This window comes from Plantibacter sp. CFBP 8798 (assembly GCF_014841195.1).
Taxonomy (GTDB): Bacteria; Actinomycetota; Actinomycetes; order Actinomycetales; family Microbacteriaceae; genus Plantibacter; species Plantibacter auratus.
In genome coordinates this window covers 691892-705055 of the sequence record NZ_JACYTS010000001.1, presented here as the reverse complement: position 1 = coordinate 705055, position 13164 = coordinate 691892, and the positions used below count along the sequence as shown (strand labels likewise).

Here is a 13164-nt window from a genome sequence, read left to right as displayed (position 1 = left end):
AGAACTTTCATGACTAATTAATCAAAGTTGTCATCAGGTCAGCACAACGATGACGAGGTCCACGAGCGCCCGCAGGCGGAGGTCGAGAGCTGAGGCCGCCACCCCGGCGCCCAGCTGCAGCCGCACGGACCCGTGAGCGTCGCGCTGGTGACGGCGACCGTCAGCCGCCGGATCTACTCGATCCAGGCGGCAGCGACACCACGCTCGACGAGTCGTCGCCATCCGGAAGGCGCTCTCGGGTCGTGACTCGCCGTGCCCGCCATCCACAACACCGCCATGAGGTCTTCGGTCGTGAAGTCCTGGGAGAGGACACCGGCGGCGTGCGCATCCTCGATGAGTTCCGCCCCCAAGGCCGTTGACCGATCGCAGGCGTTGATGAGCGCCGTTGCGTCGGGGAACCGCCGGAGCATCGCGTCGTTGAGGGCCGGATCGCTGAGCTGCAGGTCGATCATGCAGGTGACGAACCTCTCCAGCCGCGCTCGCGGAGTCGGCTCCGCCATGGTCCATTCTTTGACCGCAAGGAGCTTCTCCCCCACGACCGCGGGGATGACGGCATCGATCAACTGATCGCGCGACCCCACTCGGTTGTAGAGCGTGCCGATGCTCACCCCGGCTGCTTTCGCGATGTCCTCCAACGGAGCGGACAGACCTCGATCCGAGAACACCGCCAGCGCCGCCGCGTGCAGTTTCTCGACGTTCGACTGAGCATCGCGACGCAGACTCCGTTCCGCGGTCATGCCGGCTCCTATGGATATTGAGGGTGGTCTCAAGTTATGCTCGAGCTTGTTTGAGGACACCCTCAACTTAGCTCAACGACGCAACGCCCCACGAACCCGTGGGATTCGAAAGGACACATCATGCCGCTCATCACCATCATCGGAGCCGGCCCAGGCCTCGGCCTCGAGATCGCCCGCGCCTTCGGACGCAGGGGCTTCGACGTCGCGCTGGTCGCACGAACGCAGTCCAAGCTCGACTCGCTCGCCCAGACCCTCGCGGGCGAAGGCATCACCGCTCACGGGTTCGCTGCCGATGTGAGCCAACCGGACACCGTCACCGCCGCCCTGCGTTCGATCACGGACACGCTCGGCCCGATCGACGTGCTCGAGTTCTCGCCCGCAGACCCGTCCCTCACGCCCGTCGACGTCCTCGAGGTGACGACGGAGAACCTGCAACCACAGATCGACTTCTATCTCGGGGGCGCGCTCGCCGCCGTCGGGGCAGTGCTGCCGGACATGATCGCAGCAGGCAAGGGGACCGTCCTCATCACGACCGGCGGCGGATCCATCAGCCCCATGCCCTTCCTCGGCAACGTGAACATCGCCGCAGCGGGACTTCGCAACTGGGCCCTCAACCTGCACAACGCACTGCAACCGAAGGGCGTCTACGTCGCACACCTGGGCATCACCGCACTCATCGGAGGCGGCCACCCCGACGCCGAGCCCGAGGTCATCGCGGAGGCCCTGGCGCAGTTGCACGACGAGCGTCAGCAGGCCGAGCTGCACTACGTCGCCTACAACGGCTGACCCGCAGGCTTCGCGAGGGAGACATCATGAAGCTGACCATCTTCGGCGCCACCGGCCGCACCGGTATCCACCTGGTCGAACAGGCACTCGCCAACGGGCATGACGTGGTGGCCTTCATCCGCAATCCGGCGAAGCTCGACCTGCGCCACGACCGACTGCGGGTCGTGCAGGGCGAGCTGACCGACGCGGTCGCCGTTGAGGACGTCGTCCGCGGTGCCGACGCCGTCCTCGCCACCCTGACCCCCCAGATCGTCGGTGGATCCAAGGACATGCCCGTCGCTGCCGGAACGCGCAACATCGTGGCCGCGATGCGCACGCACGGGGTCCGCCGACTCGTCTTCAGTTGGGGGCCGAGCATTCTGATCCCCCGCAGCCCGCTGATGCGGGCAGTGAGCAGAGCGAGCTACAGCCTGCTCAGGCTGGGGCCCGAGTCCACCGAGGTGGGCGAGGCCATTCGCGGCTCTGATCGCGACTGGACGACCGTGGTCGTCACGATGCCTCACGACAAGCGCGGAACGGGAACGGTCAGGGTGCGCACCGCGAGCGGATCCGGCGACCGGGTCCGCTTGCGCATCGCTCGCACCGACCTCGCCCGGTTCATGCTCGCCCAGGCCGATGACCTGCGATACGCCCAGCAGGAGCTCCGGATCAGCAACTGACAACGCTGCTCCATGCCCCGCCGTCGGCGATCCCGACATCGGGCAGTGGTGGCCCGGAGCGTGCGGGCCACCACGCCGCTCAGCGAGGCAGTGGTCGCAGCTGGTCCTCGGTCACGGGGAAGGACACCTCGTAGTAGAGCTGCGTGGCGGTCATGTCGCCCCAGTCATCCTTCTTCACCCGAATCCCGGCGGTCGAGACCTCGGCGATACGAACCCGCAACCAGGAGCCGTCCTCCAGACGAAGCTCGTGCGGGTCGGCGAGATAGCCCATGCCGATCTCGTCGAGCGCCTCCTCGGCATGGAACCAGTCCAGCGCATCGGTTCGCTGACGGCCCAGGAGGTCGATGACGACGAACCCCTCACCGACAGGCTTCATCCACCCCAGTCGCTCTCGATCCTCTGAGCGCCGATGTTCGATCCAGTCCGGTTCCATGCAGCGAGCGTAACGGCCGCCGAGGAACAACGACTGACGGATGATTGACCGAACGCCAGCCCACCAACAGCACGAGGGGGCCGACTCGAAAGCCAGCCCCCTCGTGCGCCGTACGACGACGAGCGATCAGTGCTCGTCGTAGTGCTCGCCGTGCGCCGCGTGCTGGTGGCCGTCGTGAACGTAGTCGACGTGACCGTCGTGGTCGACGGCGTCGTGACCGCACGCCGCACCGTGCTCGTGGTCGGCGACGGTGTGCTCGGCGACGCTCTCGTGCTCGTCGTAGTGACCGTCGTGCAGAGCGTGGTGGTGCGTGCCGTGCACGTAGTCGGTGTGATCGTCGTGCTGCACGGCCTCGTGGCCGCAATCGGCACCGTGCTCGTGCTCGGTGACGGAGTGCGCGGCGTGGATCTCAGTCGTGCTCATGATTGCCTTTCGGGGGGAATGGATCGGGTGTCGCGACGGGCGGCGACGCGTCATCAGTACATCTCATTCATAAGCGAATTGCAATACATGCAGCTAATTGATAGTGGTTCTCGCTATCCCTCGAGTGCGTGCTGCACGGCGTCGTCGACGATGTGCGAGACGTGCACGTCAGCGACGTCGTAGTGCGCCTCTCGGCCGATCCGCTGCACCGAGACCAGGCCGGCTGATCGCAGCGTCCGCAGATGCTGCGAGACCAACGGCTGCGACAACTGACTCTGCTCGGCGAGCTGACCGACCGTGGACGTGCCGGCGGCCAGGATGCGCAGCAACCGCAACCGCGAGGAGGAGGACAGGGCCTTGAACAACTCGGCAGCGGGTTCGAGATCCTCGTTCATCTATACATATAAGCAGATGTGAATGCATCAGGATCGCCTGAATCCTCGAAGGCTCCGTTCGACGTCCGCCCGATGGATCATCACTCTGACGATTAGGCTGGGCGACTGTGCTCGATGGACCGCTGATCGCCGAATGGCTCCCCGTCTCGGTGGCCGCGCTCGTCCTCCTCCTCGTCGCGGCGGGAGTGGCCGGCTGGGTCGACGCGGTCGTCGGTGGCGGCGGACTCATCCAGTTGCCCGCGCTCGTCATCGCCGTACCGAGCGATGTCGCGACCCCCTTCATCCTGGGTACGAACAAGCTGTCATCGTTCTTCGGCACCCTGTCGGCGAGCTGGGTGTACCTGCGCAAGATCAGGGTGCAGTTCGTGCTCCTGGTGCCCCTCGTCGCCGGGGCCTACGCCGGGTCGACCGTCGGTGCCGCCCTCTCGCGGTACGTCCCTCGCGACGTGTTGACGCCCATCGTGCTCGTGGCCGTGATCGCTGTGGCGCTGTACACCCTCTTCAAGCCGACCATGGGCCTGCACCACGAACCCCGCCATGACCGCGCCACCGCCGTCGCCTGGCGGGCGGCGTTGATCGGGCTGCTGGTGGGCTTCTACGACGGCATCCTCGGACCGGGAACGGGTTCGTTCTTCGTCATCCTCATCGTCGGCGTACTCGGCTACGGCTTCCTGCAAGCCAGCGTCAACGCGAAGATCGCCAACCTCACCACGAACCTCGCCGCCCTCGTCGTGTACGGGGTGCACGGCGAAGTCCTGCTCGCGCTCGGTCTCGCCATGGCCGTGATGAACATCACCGGCGGGTTCATCGGCGCCCGTATGGCGACGAAACGCGGAAGCGGCTTCGTGCGGATCGTGTTCCTGGTGACCCTGTCCATCCTCATCGTGAAGCTGGCCTGGGACACCGTGGTGCAGTTCACCGGTTCATGATGCACCCGGCAGAGCGACCTCGCCGGCGGGTGTTCCGAGCAGTCGCCTCGTCCAGTCGGCCAGGGCCGCGATGGCGGCCCGCGAGATGGCGGCTCTCGGCACCATGCTCGTGAAGCCGTGGAACGCCCCCGGCCAGACGTGCAGTTCCGCGTCGCCACCCGCAGCCCACATCGCACTGGCAAAGGCGACCGTCTCGTCACGGAACACCTCGGCGCTGCCACAGTCGAGGTAGGTGCGCGGAAGCCCGGTGAGATCGGTCGCCCGCGCCGGCGCGGCGGAGATGGAAACGTCCTCACCGGCGCGACGGTGTCCGAGATAGGCCTCCCAGCCGAACCGGGTCATCTGCCGATCTGCGACCCCGACCCCGTCGATCTGCATCGTCGACACGGTGGCATCCCGATCGTCGAGCATCGGCGAGACGAGGATCTGCCCGAAGAGGGCCGGCCCACGGCGGTCCCGGGCGAGCAGGGCGGTGCCGGCCGCGAGCCCGCCGCCAGCGCTCTGCCCGGCGATCACGATGCGGTCCGGGTCGATACCGAGTTCATCCGCGTGCTCCGCGACCCAGACGAGTCCGGCGTAGCAGTCCTCGACCGGGTACGGGTCGGGGTACTCGGGGGCGAGGCGGTAGTCGACGCTGATGAGCACGACGTCGTGGTCGTTCAGGAGCCAGTCGTCGTAGGACTCGAGGTTGCCGAGGTGGTGACCGAACATCATCCCTCCGCCATGGATCGTATAGACCGCCGTCGTCGCGCCGGAGCGCCCGATCCGCTGGACGACAGCGAGCGTGATCGGATCCCCGAGATGGCCGGGCACCGTGAGGGAGCGCCGCTCGAACCCGCGCGAGCGCAGCCGTTCGTCGAGGGCCTCCTCGGTCGTGTCGAGGCCGCGCATCCGCGGCAGCATCTCGGTCGTCAGCCTGAACGGCCCGCGCGCCTCGAGCGCGGCGAGGAAGGGGGTGAGTTCGGGATCGAACGGGGGACGGGGCATGAGGTCAGACATGGGATGGCTCCTGGGTTGCGGGCTGAGATGGGACGTGATGTGAACGGAGGACACCGACAGCCACGAGGGCTGCAGCGAGGACGGCGATGGTCGATCCCGCAATGAGGATCGCTTGCTGGAACGACGCGACGAGGGCCGGGGTGAAGTACTCGGTCGTGATGCCGCCGCCGACGACCGCAGCGAGGATCGTCCCGGTCGCGGCGATCCCGACAGCGGTGGCGATCTCGCTCGCGGTGTCGACCAGGGCCGCACCGATGGACGTGCGGTCCGCGGGAAGCCCGCGAAGGACGTTGTTGCCGGCGACGGCTCCGACCACCCGCATCCCGGCGGCGACGAGGATGAGTGCGACGAGCACCCACGGGTAGCCGAACCGGCTCAGCAGCGCGAACACGGCGAGCCCCGAGACGACCGCGGCGGCGCTCATCCATGCCGCACGATCGAGTCCCACGCGGTGCACGAACGGGCCGACGAAGCGACCGCTCGCCAAGAGCACCACGACCTGCGGGAGCATCGCGACAGCGGCCAAGGCCGGCGGCCACCCCCAGGCGAACTGCAGCTGCAGGGTCGCCAGGTACGACAAGCCGGCCATCGCCAGCCCGGCGGCGGCCTTGTACGCCAAGCCGGAGGCCACGAGCGGCTGAGCCACGAGACGAAGATCCAGCAACGGGTGGCGGGCGGTGCGCTCCCTGACGACGAAGCCGATCGCGGCGGTCACCGTTGCCGCAGCCGCGCCCCAGGCCGCAGGGACGTCGGTGCCGGCGACGAACAGGGTCGGGGTGAAGAGGACGCCGACGACGGTCGCGGTCCCGAGCGCAGCGCCGAGCACATCGATCCGGTCTCGGTGAAGGTGCGACCACTCGTCGGCACCGATCCCGGCGCGGATCCCGATCCAGGCGATCACCGCGATCGGGGCGTTGGCGACGATGAGCACCTGCCACGGCGCCACGGCGAGCACGAAGCCGCCGATCGTCGGCCCGGCGGCGAGGCCGACCAGCCCAGCGGTCGAGATGACCGTCAGCGCGCGGACACGCAGGTCGTCCCGGTCGAACAGGCGGAACGCCAAAGCCATCGATCCCGGAGTCGTCATCGCCGCGGCGACGCCCATCAGGGCGCGTACGGCGATCAACTGCTCCACCGAGCCCACGAACACGGTCAAGACGCTGACGACGGCGAGCAGCGTCAGACCGACGAGCATGACCCGACGCCGACCGAACCGGTCGGCGACCGCACCGAAGAGCAACATCAGTCCGCCGAACGTGACCGAGTACGCGCCCGACACCCACTGCAGTGACGCGGTTGAAGCGGTGAGGTCACGGCCGATGGTCGGGAGCGCGACGTTCAGGACGGAGTTGTCGAGCATCTCGAACAGGAACACGCCCGAGAGGCCGGCCAGCGCGACCCACGCGTCGCGGAGGCGTGGCGGCGAGTCTTCGACAGCCGTGGAGGTTGAGGGTTCGAGCATGGGCGCACTCCTTCGATGAAGAAGTGGCGACTCCCACGAGACGCTTGTGCGTTTCCGCCGGCCGAAGCACGACGGGATTTTTCCCTCTGCGACGAGGGTAACGCATCATCGCCCTCTCGTGGCGCTCGCGGATCAGCGCAGATACGCGTCGACCATGAACGGACCCCGGATGGCCCTGAGCGTATCGACCAACCGGTCGAGCGCGCGTCGGTTCCACGACGAGAGCTGGAGATCGTGGGGGCCAAGGGGTTCGAGCTTCCCGGTGCGGAGGCGGACGACCTCCCAGCCGGCCGACCGCAGCGCGCGGTCCTTCCGTCGGTCCACCTCCTCGCGGCGCCCGACGTGCTCGAGTCCGTGCCGGCCGATGCTGTCGTACTCGATGGCGATGCGCAGTTCCGGGTAGACCAGGTCGGGCCACACCTCCAGGTGCTGGAAGAACGGACGCTGCACCCGCACCGCGTTCAGTCCTTCGGTCAACGCGAGTCGCTCGTGGACATCCGCGCGCAGCTGAGCCTCGACAGCGGACGCCGGTTTCGGCGCGCACACGGACGTGAAGGCCTCCCCCACCGGCAGGTCAGGGGTCTTCTCGCACAGCGACGGCTTCGGGCGCGCACGACGCTCCCGGATGAGCCCCGCGGCCGCGGGCACCGGATCGGTCACCGACTCCCGCATCGGCAGTGCGACGATCCTCGACGGATCCGCCTCGTCGGAGCATTCCGGGCACCACGCACTGCGGCGACGCTCGCGTCCGGGCCGCGAGCGCTGCTCCGCCGGCGTCGCGACGAACCGGTGACCCCGATCGCACTGCCACTGCAGCAGGACATCAGCGGCCGGCGGCACCTGGCTGAGGACGATCCCGGCGTTGAGATCGGCGTGATACTGACGCCAGAGCGCGGGGAACGACGCCCACGCCTGTCGATAGGCGCCCACCGGGTACGGCGTCTCGAGGCCCTTCGACCACTGACGGCGGGCCCACCACGCTTCCACACGTTCCGGCACGAGCCGAACCTACGACGGGCCCCCGACACCGGCCACGAGTGAGGACCCGGTGGTCGTCACTCCAGCACCACCGCTCGACCGTCAGACCGCGAAGTCGCTCGGCCACCCGTGGTCGGCGAGCGACCGGCGGACCCGCTCCACGTCCTCGTCGCTCGGCAGCTCCGCGGTGACCCGAGCGATCGCAGTCGCGACGTCGACCCGACTGAGCGACGTGTCGCCCTCGGCCGCGAGGCGCGCACCCACCTCGGCCACCTCGGCGTCGCTCAGCCGCCGACGGAGGAGCGCCACGAGCGGGACGAAGTCCTGGTCGGGGAATCCTGCGGGATACCCGGCTCGGAGCCAGCGCACGATGCGGGCGACCAGCCCTCCGCGTTCCTCGAGGAGGGTCGCGCGCGCATCCCGACCGGCGTCGTCCTGGTCAGTCGCCACCGCGCGGACGTCGTCCGGACTGCCGAGCGGCCAGCCCGCGCTCGCGAGCCGGGCGGAGACGCGGACGAGGTCCTCCGGGAGCGCCGGACCGAGGAGGAGCTGTTCGACACGCGCCCGCAGACGATCGTGGCCGACCGGCTCACCGCTCGCATCGGCGTTCTCCGCCTCGACGAGCAGTCCCTCGACGACCTGGTCCAGCTCCTCGGGGGTGAGGCTCCGTCGGAGGATGCCGAGCAGCGGCACGTAATCGTGCTCTGGCACGCCCGTCGGGTATCCGGCGCGGAGCCAGCCGACGACACGCGCCACCACACCGGACCCGTGGGCGGTGAGGTCTGTCCCGTTCTCGGATGACATCCTCAGTCCTTCGGCGTGAAGGTCGGGAACACGTGGTCGAAGTTGACCTCCTGCCCCAGACCGGTGGCCACGATGATCGTGAGTCCGACCAGCACTGCGGCGACGACGACGGCGAAGCACAGCACGCCGATGGCCCGGAGGAGCGCCGACGGGATCGTCGGCGCGGCCGACCCGCTCCGGTCGTCGGACCCGGCGCCTCCGGCGACCGCGAACGAGCGGACACCCAGCGCGAAGAGCGCGGGAAGCCCGGCGCCGAGCACGAGCGCGATGACGGCCACCTGGGCGGCGGCTTCGAGGAAGAGCATGAACATGTCCGACGTCCTTACGCTGCGGTCTTCTGCGACGAGCGGGCGGGGGCGTCCTGCCAGTCGTCGTTCACGTTGTGGGATCCGATGCTGTCGCGGCGCGACCGCAGGTAGATGGCGAGCGCGACACCCACAAGGATCGCGACCATGAGGATTCCGCCGATCGCCCCGCCCGCGAGGTGACCGACCCACCACATCACCGCGCCCATGAGCGCGGCGGCCGGGAGGGTGATGATCCAGGCGACGACCATCCGCAGGGCCACCCGCCAGCGCACCTGCGCACCTGGCCGTCCGACCCCGGAGCCGAGGATCGATCCGGTCGCGACGTGCGTGGTGCTGAGGGCGAAGCCGAGGTGGCTCGAGGCGAGGATGACGGCGGCGGAGGAGCTCTCGGCGGCCATGCCCTGCGGTGTGTTCAACTCCACGATGCCCTTGCCGACGGTGCGGATGATCCGCCACCCGCCGATGTACGTGCCGAGCGAGATCGCGAGGGCACAGGCGAGCTTCACCCAGAGTGGGACCGACTCGGTGTCGTCCCAGCCGCCGGCCGCGATGAGCGCGAGGGTGATGACGCCCATCGTCTTCTGCGCGTCGTTCGTGCCGTGGGCGAGCGAGACGAGGGACGCACTGCCGATCTGCCCGATCCGGAAGCCGCGATGGAGACGCCCCTGGGCGAGGTTGCCGATGACGCGGAAGACGAGCCAGGTGCCGATCGCCGCCACCGCGCCGGCGAGCACCGGCGACATGAGCGCCGGGAGGATGACCTTGCCGACGACGCCGTCGAGCTTCGAGCCGTCACCGGCCCAGTTCACGCCGTTCAGGCCGAGGCCCGCGAGCGTCGAGCCGATGAGACCGCCGAACAGCGCGTGCGACGAGCTCGACGGAAGACCGAGCAGCCAGGTGAGCAGGTTCCAGATGATGCCACCGATGAGTCCGGCGAGCACGATCAGCAGGAGCGCCGAGCCCCCTCCCTCGAGGAGCGCCGGATCGGGAGCTCCCGACGAGTCCTGGATCTTCACGACCGCGTTCGTGACGGTGAGCGCGACTTCGATGCTGAGGAACGCGCCCACGAGGTTCAGCACCGCCGAGAGGGTGACCGCGACCTTCGGCGGCAGCGCACCGGTGGCGATGGAGGTCGCCATCGCGTTCGCGGTGTCGTGGAAGCCGTTGGTGAAGTCGAAGGCGAGTGCCGTGATCACGACGAGCGAGAGCAGGATGATGGGGTCCACGGCGACGAGCTTGCTCCTCACTCATGGGATCGACAACGGGTGCGCGAGTGGATTCACGCAGTGTTCACGTTCCGTGGAAGCCGGGGAGGAACCGTGCTACGGCGGACAGTCCGTGTCCCCCCTCCACAGGATGATGGGTCCATGTGGGATACGACGTCACGGACGTTCCAGCTGCTGGGCATGCTGCAGCGGAACGGGTTCATGGCGAGCGACCGGCTGGCGAGCGACCTCGGCGTGACGACCAGGACCCTGCGACGGGACGTGGCGCGGCTCCGAGACCTCGGGTACCCGGTCGACACGCGTCTGGGCGTCGACGGCGGCTACTCCATCGAACCGGGCGCGGTGCTCCCGCCGATCTCCCTGTCCACGGAGGAGGCGCTCGCGTGTGCGCTGGCGCTTCGGCGCTGGACGGAGGACGCCGACCGGACACTCGCGCGGAGCTCACTCGACAAGATCCAGGCGTCGATGCCGCCCCGGGTGCGATGGATCGTCGGAGCGATGGCGGAGGTGACGGTCGACGTCGCGGCGGACGGTCTGGAACCGATCGATCACGCGGCGGTGGACATCGGGCTCCTCGGCGAGCTGGCCCGGTCCTGCGTGCTGCGTCGCCGCGCCGAGTTCCACCACACGTCGCGGGACGGGACGACGACCCGGCGCCGAGTCGACCCGCACCGTCTCGTCCACACGGAACGGCGCTGGTACCTCGTGGCGTTCGACCTCGACGCCGACGACTGGCGCACGTTCCGCACCGACCGGGTGTCCGGGCTCGTGGTCTCCGAGCTGCCGGCCAGGACGCACACCTTCCCCGGCATGGAGGTCGAGGAATGGGTCACCCGAGGGCTCCAGGTCGGTTGGCGGCAGGTCGGCTGCACCGTCCGCGTGCATGCACCTGCCGCGTCGGTGCGTCGGTGGGTCGCTCCGGCCTGGGGCTCCGTGGAAGCCGAGACCCCCAAGGTCACGCTGGTGCACGCGGGGGCCGACAGCTACGACGCGATCGCCAGGTGGTTGCTGCTGATGCAGGCCGAGGTCGAGGTGATCGAGCCGGACGGCCTGCGCAGCGCCTTCGACAGGGTCGCCGCACAGGCCCGCAGGGCCGCCCGGACGGACGACCCGGGCGGTCCTACCGGAGCGGCCTGAAGAACTCGGTCAGGTCGTCGATGAGCAGCTGCGGTTCCTCGAGGGCGGCGAAGTGGCCGCCGCGGTCGCTGACGTCGGTCCACCGTGTGATGGTGTGCTCCCGTTCCGCGATGCTGCGGATCCCGACGTCGTGCGCGAACATGATGGCCCCCGTCGGCACACCGGAGGGTTCCTTGACCGCTCCCCAGGCCGAGTGCTGCGCGTACCCGATGTAGGCGGCGGTGCCAGCCGTCGCGGTGAACCAGGAGAGCGACACGTTGGTCAGGATGCGATCGAGGTCGATGATCGTCTCCGGAAGCGCCTCGTGCGGCACCGTCCACGCGTGGAACTTGTCGATGATCCAGGCGAGCTGGCCGGCCGGCGAATCGACGAGGCCGGCAGCGAGGGTCTGCGGCCGCGTCGACTGGATCGCGATGTAGCCGGACTCGTCGCGCATGAACGTCTGGACTCGCGCGAGACGGTCGAGTTCCAACGGGGTGAACGCGGCGAGGTCCGCCGCACCCGGTTCGCCCAGCGGCATGCCCATCGAGCCGTTGACGTGGACCCCGACGACACGCTCCGGTGCCGCTCTGGCCACCTCGGGCGACACCGCCGCACCGATGTCCCCGCCCTGCACCCCGTACCGGTCGTATCCGAGCCGCTCCATGAGGGTCGCCCAGGTCAGCCCGATGCGCGCCGCGTCCCAGTCACCCTCGACGACCGGGCTCGAGAACCCGAATCCGGGGAGCGAGGGGATCACCACGTCGAAGGCGTCCTCGGCCGAGCGCCCGTGCGCCTCGGGGTCGGTCAGGGGGCCGACGAGGTCCAGGAACTCGACGAACGATCCCGGCCAGCCATGTGAGAGGACCAGCGGCAGAGCCCCGTCCACCGTCGACCGGACGTGGAGGAAGTGGATCGTCTGTCCGTCGATCACGGTCGTGAACTGCGGGAACGCGTTCAGTGCCGCCTGCTGCGCCGGCCAATCGAAGTCGGCCGCCCAATAGTCGACCAGCCTGCGGAGGTAGCTGACCGGCACGCCCGTCCCCCAGTCATCGCCCGGCAGGGGCGGCGGGAACCGTGTCTCCCCGAGCCGGCGCTTGAGCTCGTCCACCGCACGTGCGGTGACGTCGATTCGAAACGGTTGAACATCGGCGTGCATCATGGGTTCCTCCCGTCGTGCCGGCTCCCGTGAGCCGTGCCACGTCAGCGACGATAGGAACGAACGAGGACACGACCTGTCCTCCGCCGGTCGACATCGACCCGGGGCCGGTGCTGGCTGCGATGCTCGATGCATGCCCAGCCCCGTGATCGAACCACTGACGTCGGAACGCCTCACCCTCGAGCCCGTGACCGTGGAGCACGCCGCGTCGATGGTCGAGGTGCTCGCCGACCCCGGCCTGTACACGTTCACCGGCGGAGAACCACCGTCGCTCGACACCCTGACCGCTCGATACGCCGCGCAACTGCGTGGGCCCGCCGATGCATCAGCACGCTGGCTCAACTGGATGGCGAGACGGAACGACGGTGGAGGGCTCATCGGTTTCGTCCAAGCGACGGTGCGGTCCGAGGGCGACCAGCCGCTGGCGGAGATCGCCTGGGTGATCGATCCGGTCCACCAACACCAGGGACTGGCGTCGGAAGCCACGGCGGCGATGATGACCTGGCTCCGCGCCCGGGGCGTGACACGGTTCGCCGCACTCATCCACCCGGAGCACACGGCTTCCCAGCGTGTGGCGGACCGTCAGGGTCTGCGTCCGACGTCGATCATCCAGGACGGTGAAGTCCGTTGGGAGACGCCTGGCTGATCACCAGGCGCAACGCTCTGGGCCCGCGCAGCTCGGCAGACCGCCCCGCGACCCCCCGCCTGGCCCGGGCATCAGTATGCCGCCTCGCCTCCGCTCTCGCATCC

Annotated in this window: 16 protein-coding genes; 5 read left to right on the top strand and 11 right to left on the bottom strand. The window is 68.9% G+C overall.

What is annotated here, in order from left to right:
- Positions 1 to 173: 173 nt before the first annotated feature.
- Positions 174 to 737 carry a TetR/AcrR family transcriptional regulator gene (locus IFU30_RS03410; protein ID WP_159877231.1) on the bottom strand — a complete coding sequence of 188 codons (564 nt, stop codon included), beginning with the start codon at positions 735 to 737 and terminating at the stop codon, positions 174 to 176.
- A 120-nt stretch (positions 738 to 857) separates the two neighbouring features.
- Here IFU30_RS03410 and IFU30_RS03405 point away from each other — a divergent pair, with 120 nt between their 5' ends.
- Positions 858 to 1523 (top strand): SDR family NAD(P)-dependent oxidoreductase, encoded by a 666-nt coding sequence (locus IFU30_RS03405; RefSeq protein ID WP_192004314.1) that lies wholly within the window; start codon positions 858 to 860, stop codon positions 1521 to 1523.
- A gap of 26 nt (positions 1524 to 1549) precedes the next feature.
- Positions 1550 to 2182 (top strand): NAD(P)-dependent oxidoreductase, encoded by a 633-nt coding sequence (locus tag IFU30_RS03400; RefSeq protein WP_192004313.1) that lies wholly within the window; start codon positions 1550 to 1552, stop codon positions 2180 to 2182.
- Positions 2183 to 2261: 79 nt separating this feature from the next.
- On the opposite strand, the gene IFU30_RS03395 is transcribed toward IFU30_RS03400, so the two are convergent.
- The 3 genes from IFU30_RS03395 to IFU30_RS03385 all read right to left on the bottom strand — a co-directional run bounded on the left by IFU30_RS03395 (position 2262) and on the right by IFU30_RS03385 (position 3433).
- Positions 2262 to 2558 (bottom strand): hypothetical protein, encoded by a 297-nt coding sequence (locus tag IFU30_RS03395; RefSeq protein ID WP_249404629.1) that lies wholly within the window; start codon positions 2556 to 2558, stop codon positions 2262 to 2264.
- A 183-nt stretch (positions 2559 to 2741) separates the two neighbouring features.
- The gene (locus IFU30_RS20275; protein ID WP_192004312.1) at positions 2742 to 3038 is read right to left on the bottom strand and encodes a hypothetical protein; all 297 of its coding nucleotides are present in this window, start codon (positions 3036 to 3038) and stop codon (positions 2742 to 2744) included.
- Between the two features lie 113 nt (positions 3039 to 3151).
- Complete coding sequence (locus IFU30_RS03385) at positions 3152 to 3433, bottom strand: ArsR/SmtB family transcription factor (RefSeq protein ID WP_079704757.1); 282 nt, start codon at positions 3431 to 3433, stop codon at positions 3152 to 3154.
- 107 nt (positions 3434 to 3540) lie between these two features.
- Here IFU30_RS03385 and IFU30_RS03380 point away from each other — a divergent pair, with 107 nt between their 5' ends.
- A complete protein-coding gene (locus tag IFU30_RS03380; protein WP_124768410.1) occupies positions 3541 to 4362 on the top strand; it encodes a sulfite exporter TauE/SafE family protein in 822 nt (273 codons plus the stop codon).
- Here IFU30_RS03380 and IFU30_RS03375 read toward each other — a convergent pair.
- From IFU30_RS03375 to IFU30_RS03350, 6 genes are all read right to left on the bottom strand, one after another.
- Positions 4357 to 5361: an alpha/beta hydrolase gene (locus IFU30_RS03375; protein WP_137242552.1), complete on the bottom strand. Its 1005-nt coding sequence runs from the start codon at positions 5359 to 5361 to the stop codon at positions 4357 to 4359. The two genes, IFU30_RS03380 and IFU30_RS03375, sit on opposite strands and share 6 nt — an antisense overlap.
- Positions 5354 to 6823 (bottom strand): MFS transporter, encoded by a 1470-nt coding sequence (locus tag IFU30_RS03370; protein ID WP_192004311.1) that lies wholly within the window; start codon positions 6821 to 6823, stop codon positions 5354 to 5356. The genes IFU30_RS03375 and IFU30_RS03370 overlap by 8 nt, the downstream gene beginning before the upstream one ends.
- Before the next feature lie 132 nt (positions 6824 to 6955).
- Complete coding sequence (locus IFU30_RS03365; RefSeq protein WP_192004310.1) at positions 6956 to 7822, bottom strand: zinc-ribbon domain-containing protein; 867 nt, start codon at positions 7820 to 7822, stop codon at positions 6956 to 6958.
- An 81-nt stretch (positions 7823 to 7903) separates the two neighbouring features.
- Positions 7904 to 8605 carry a DUF3349 domain-containing protein gene (locus tag IFU30_RS03360; protein WP_192004309.1) on the bottom strand — a complete coding sequence of 234 codons (702 nt, stop codon included), beginning with the start codon at positions 8603 to 8605 and terminating at the stop codon, positions 7904 to 7906.
- 2 nt (positions 8606 to 8607) lie between these two features.
- Positions 8608 to 8916, bottom strand: coding sequence for a hypothetical protein (locus tag IFU30_RS03355; RefSeq protein WP_192004308.1), 309 nt, complete (start codon positions 8914 to 8916; stop codon positions 8608 to 8610).
- 11 nt (positions 8917 to 8927) lie between these two features.
- Positions 8928 to 10139, bottom strand: coding sequence for an inorganic phosphate transporter (locus IFU30_RS03350; protein WP_192004307.1), 1212 nt, complete (start codon positions 10137 to 10139; stop codon positions 8928 to 8930).
- Between the two features lie 141 nt (positions 10140 to 10280).
- On the opposite strand from IFU30_RS03350, the gene IFU30_RS03345 reads away from it, so the two are divergent.
- Positions 10281 to 11276 (top strand): helix-turn-helix transcriptional regulator, encoded by a 996-nt coding sequence (locus IFU30_RS03345; protein WP_192004306.1) that lies wholly within the window; start codon positions 10281 to 10283, stop codon positions 11274 to 11276.
- Here IFU30_RS03345 and IFU30_RS03340 read toward each other — a convergent pair.
- Positions 11260 to 12414, bottom strand: a complete 1155-nt coding sequence (locus IFU30_RS03340) for an epoxide hydrolase family protein (RefSeq protein ID WP_192004305.1) — start codon at positions 12412 to 12414, stop codon at positions 11260 to 11262. The genes IFU30_RS03345 and IFU30_RS03340 overlap by 17 nt on opposite strands.
- A gap of 133 nt (positions 12415 to 12547) precedes the next feature.
- On the opposite strand from IFU30_RS03340, the gene IFU30_RS03335 reads away from it, so the two are divergent.
- The gene (locus tag IFU30_RS03335; protein WP_192004304.1) at positions 12548 to 13060 is read left to right on the top strand and encodes a GNAT family N-acetyltransferase; all 513 of its coding nucleotides are present in this window, start codon (positions 12548 to 12550) and stop codon (positions 13058 to 13060) included.
- The last annotated feature ends 104 nt before the right edge of the window (positions 13061 to 13164 follow it).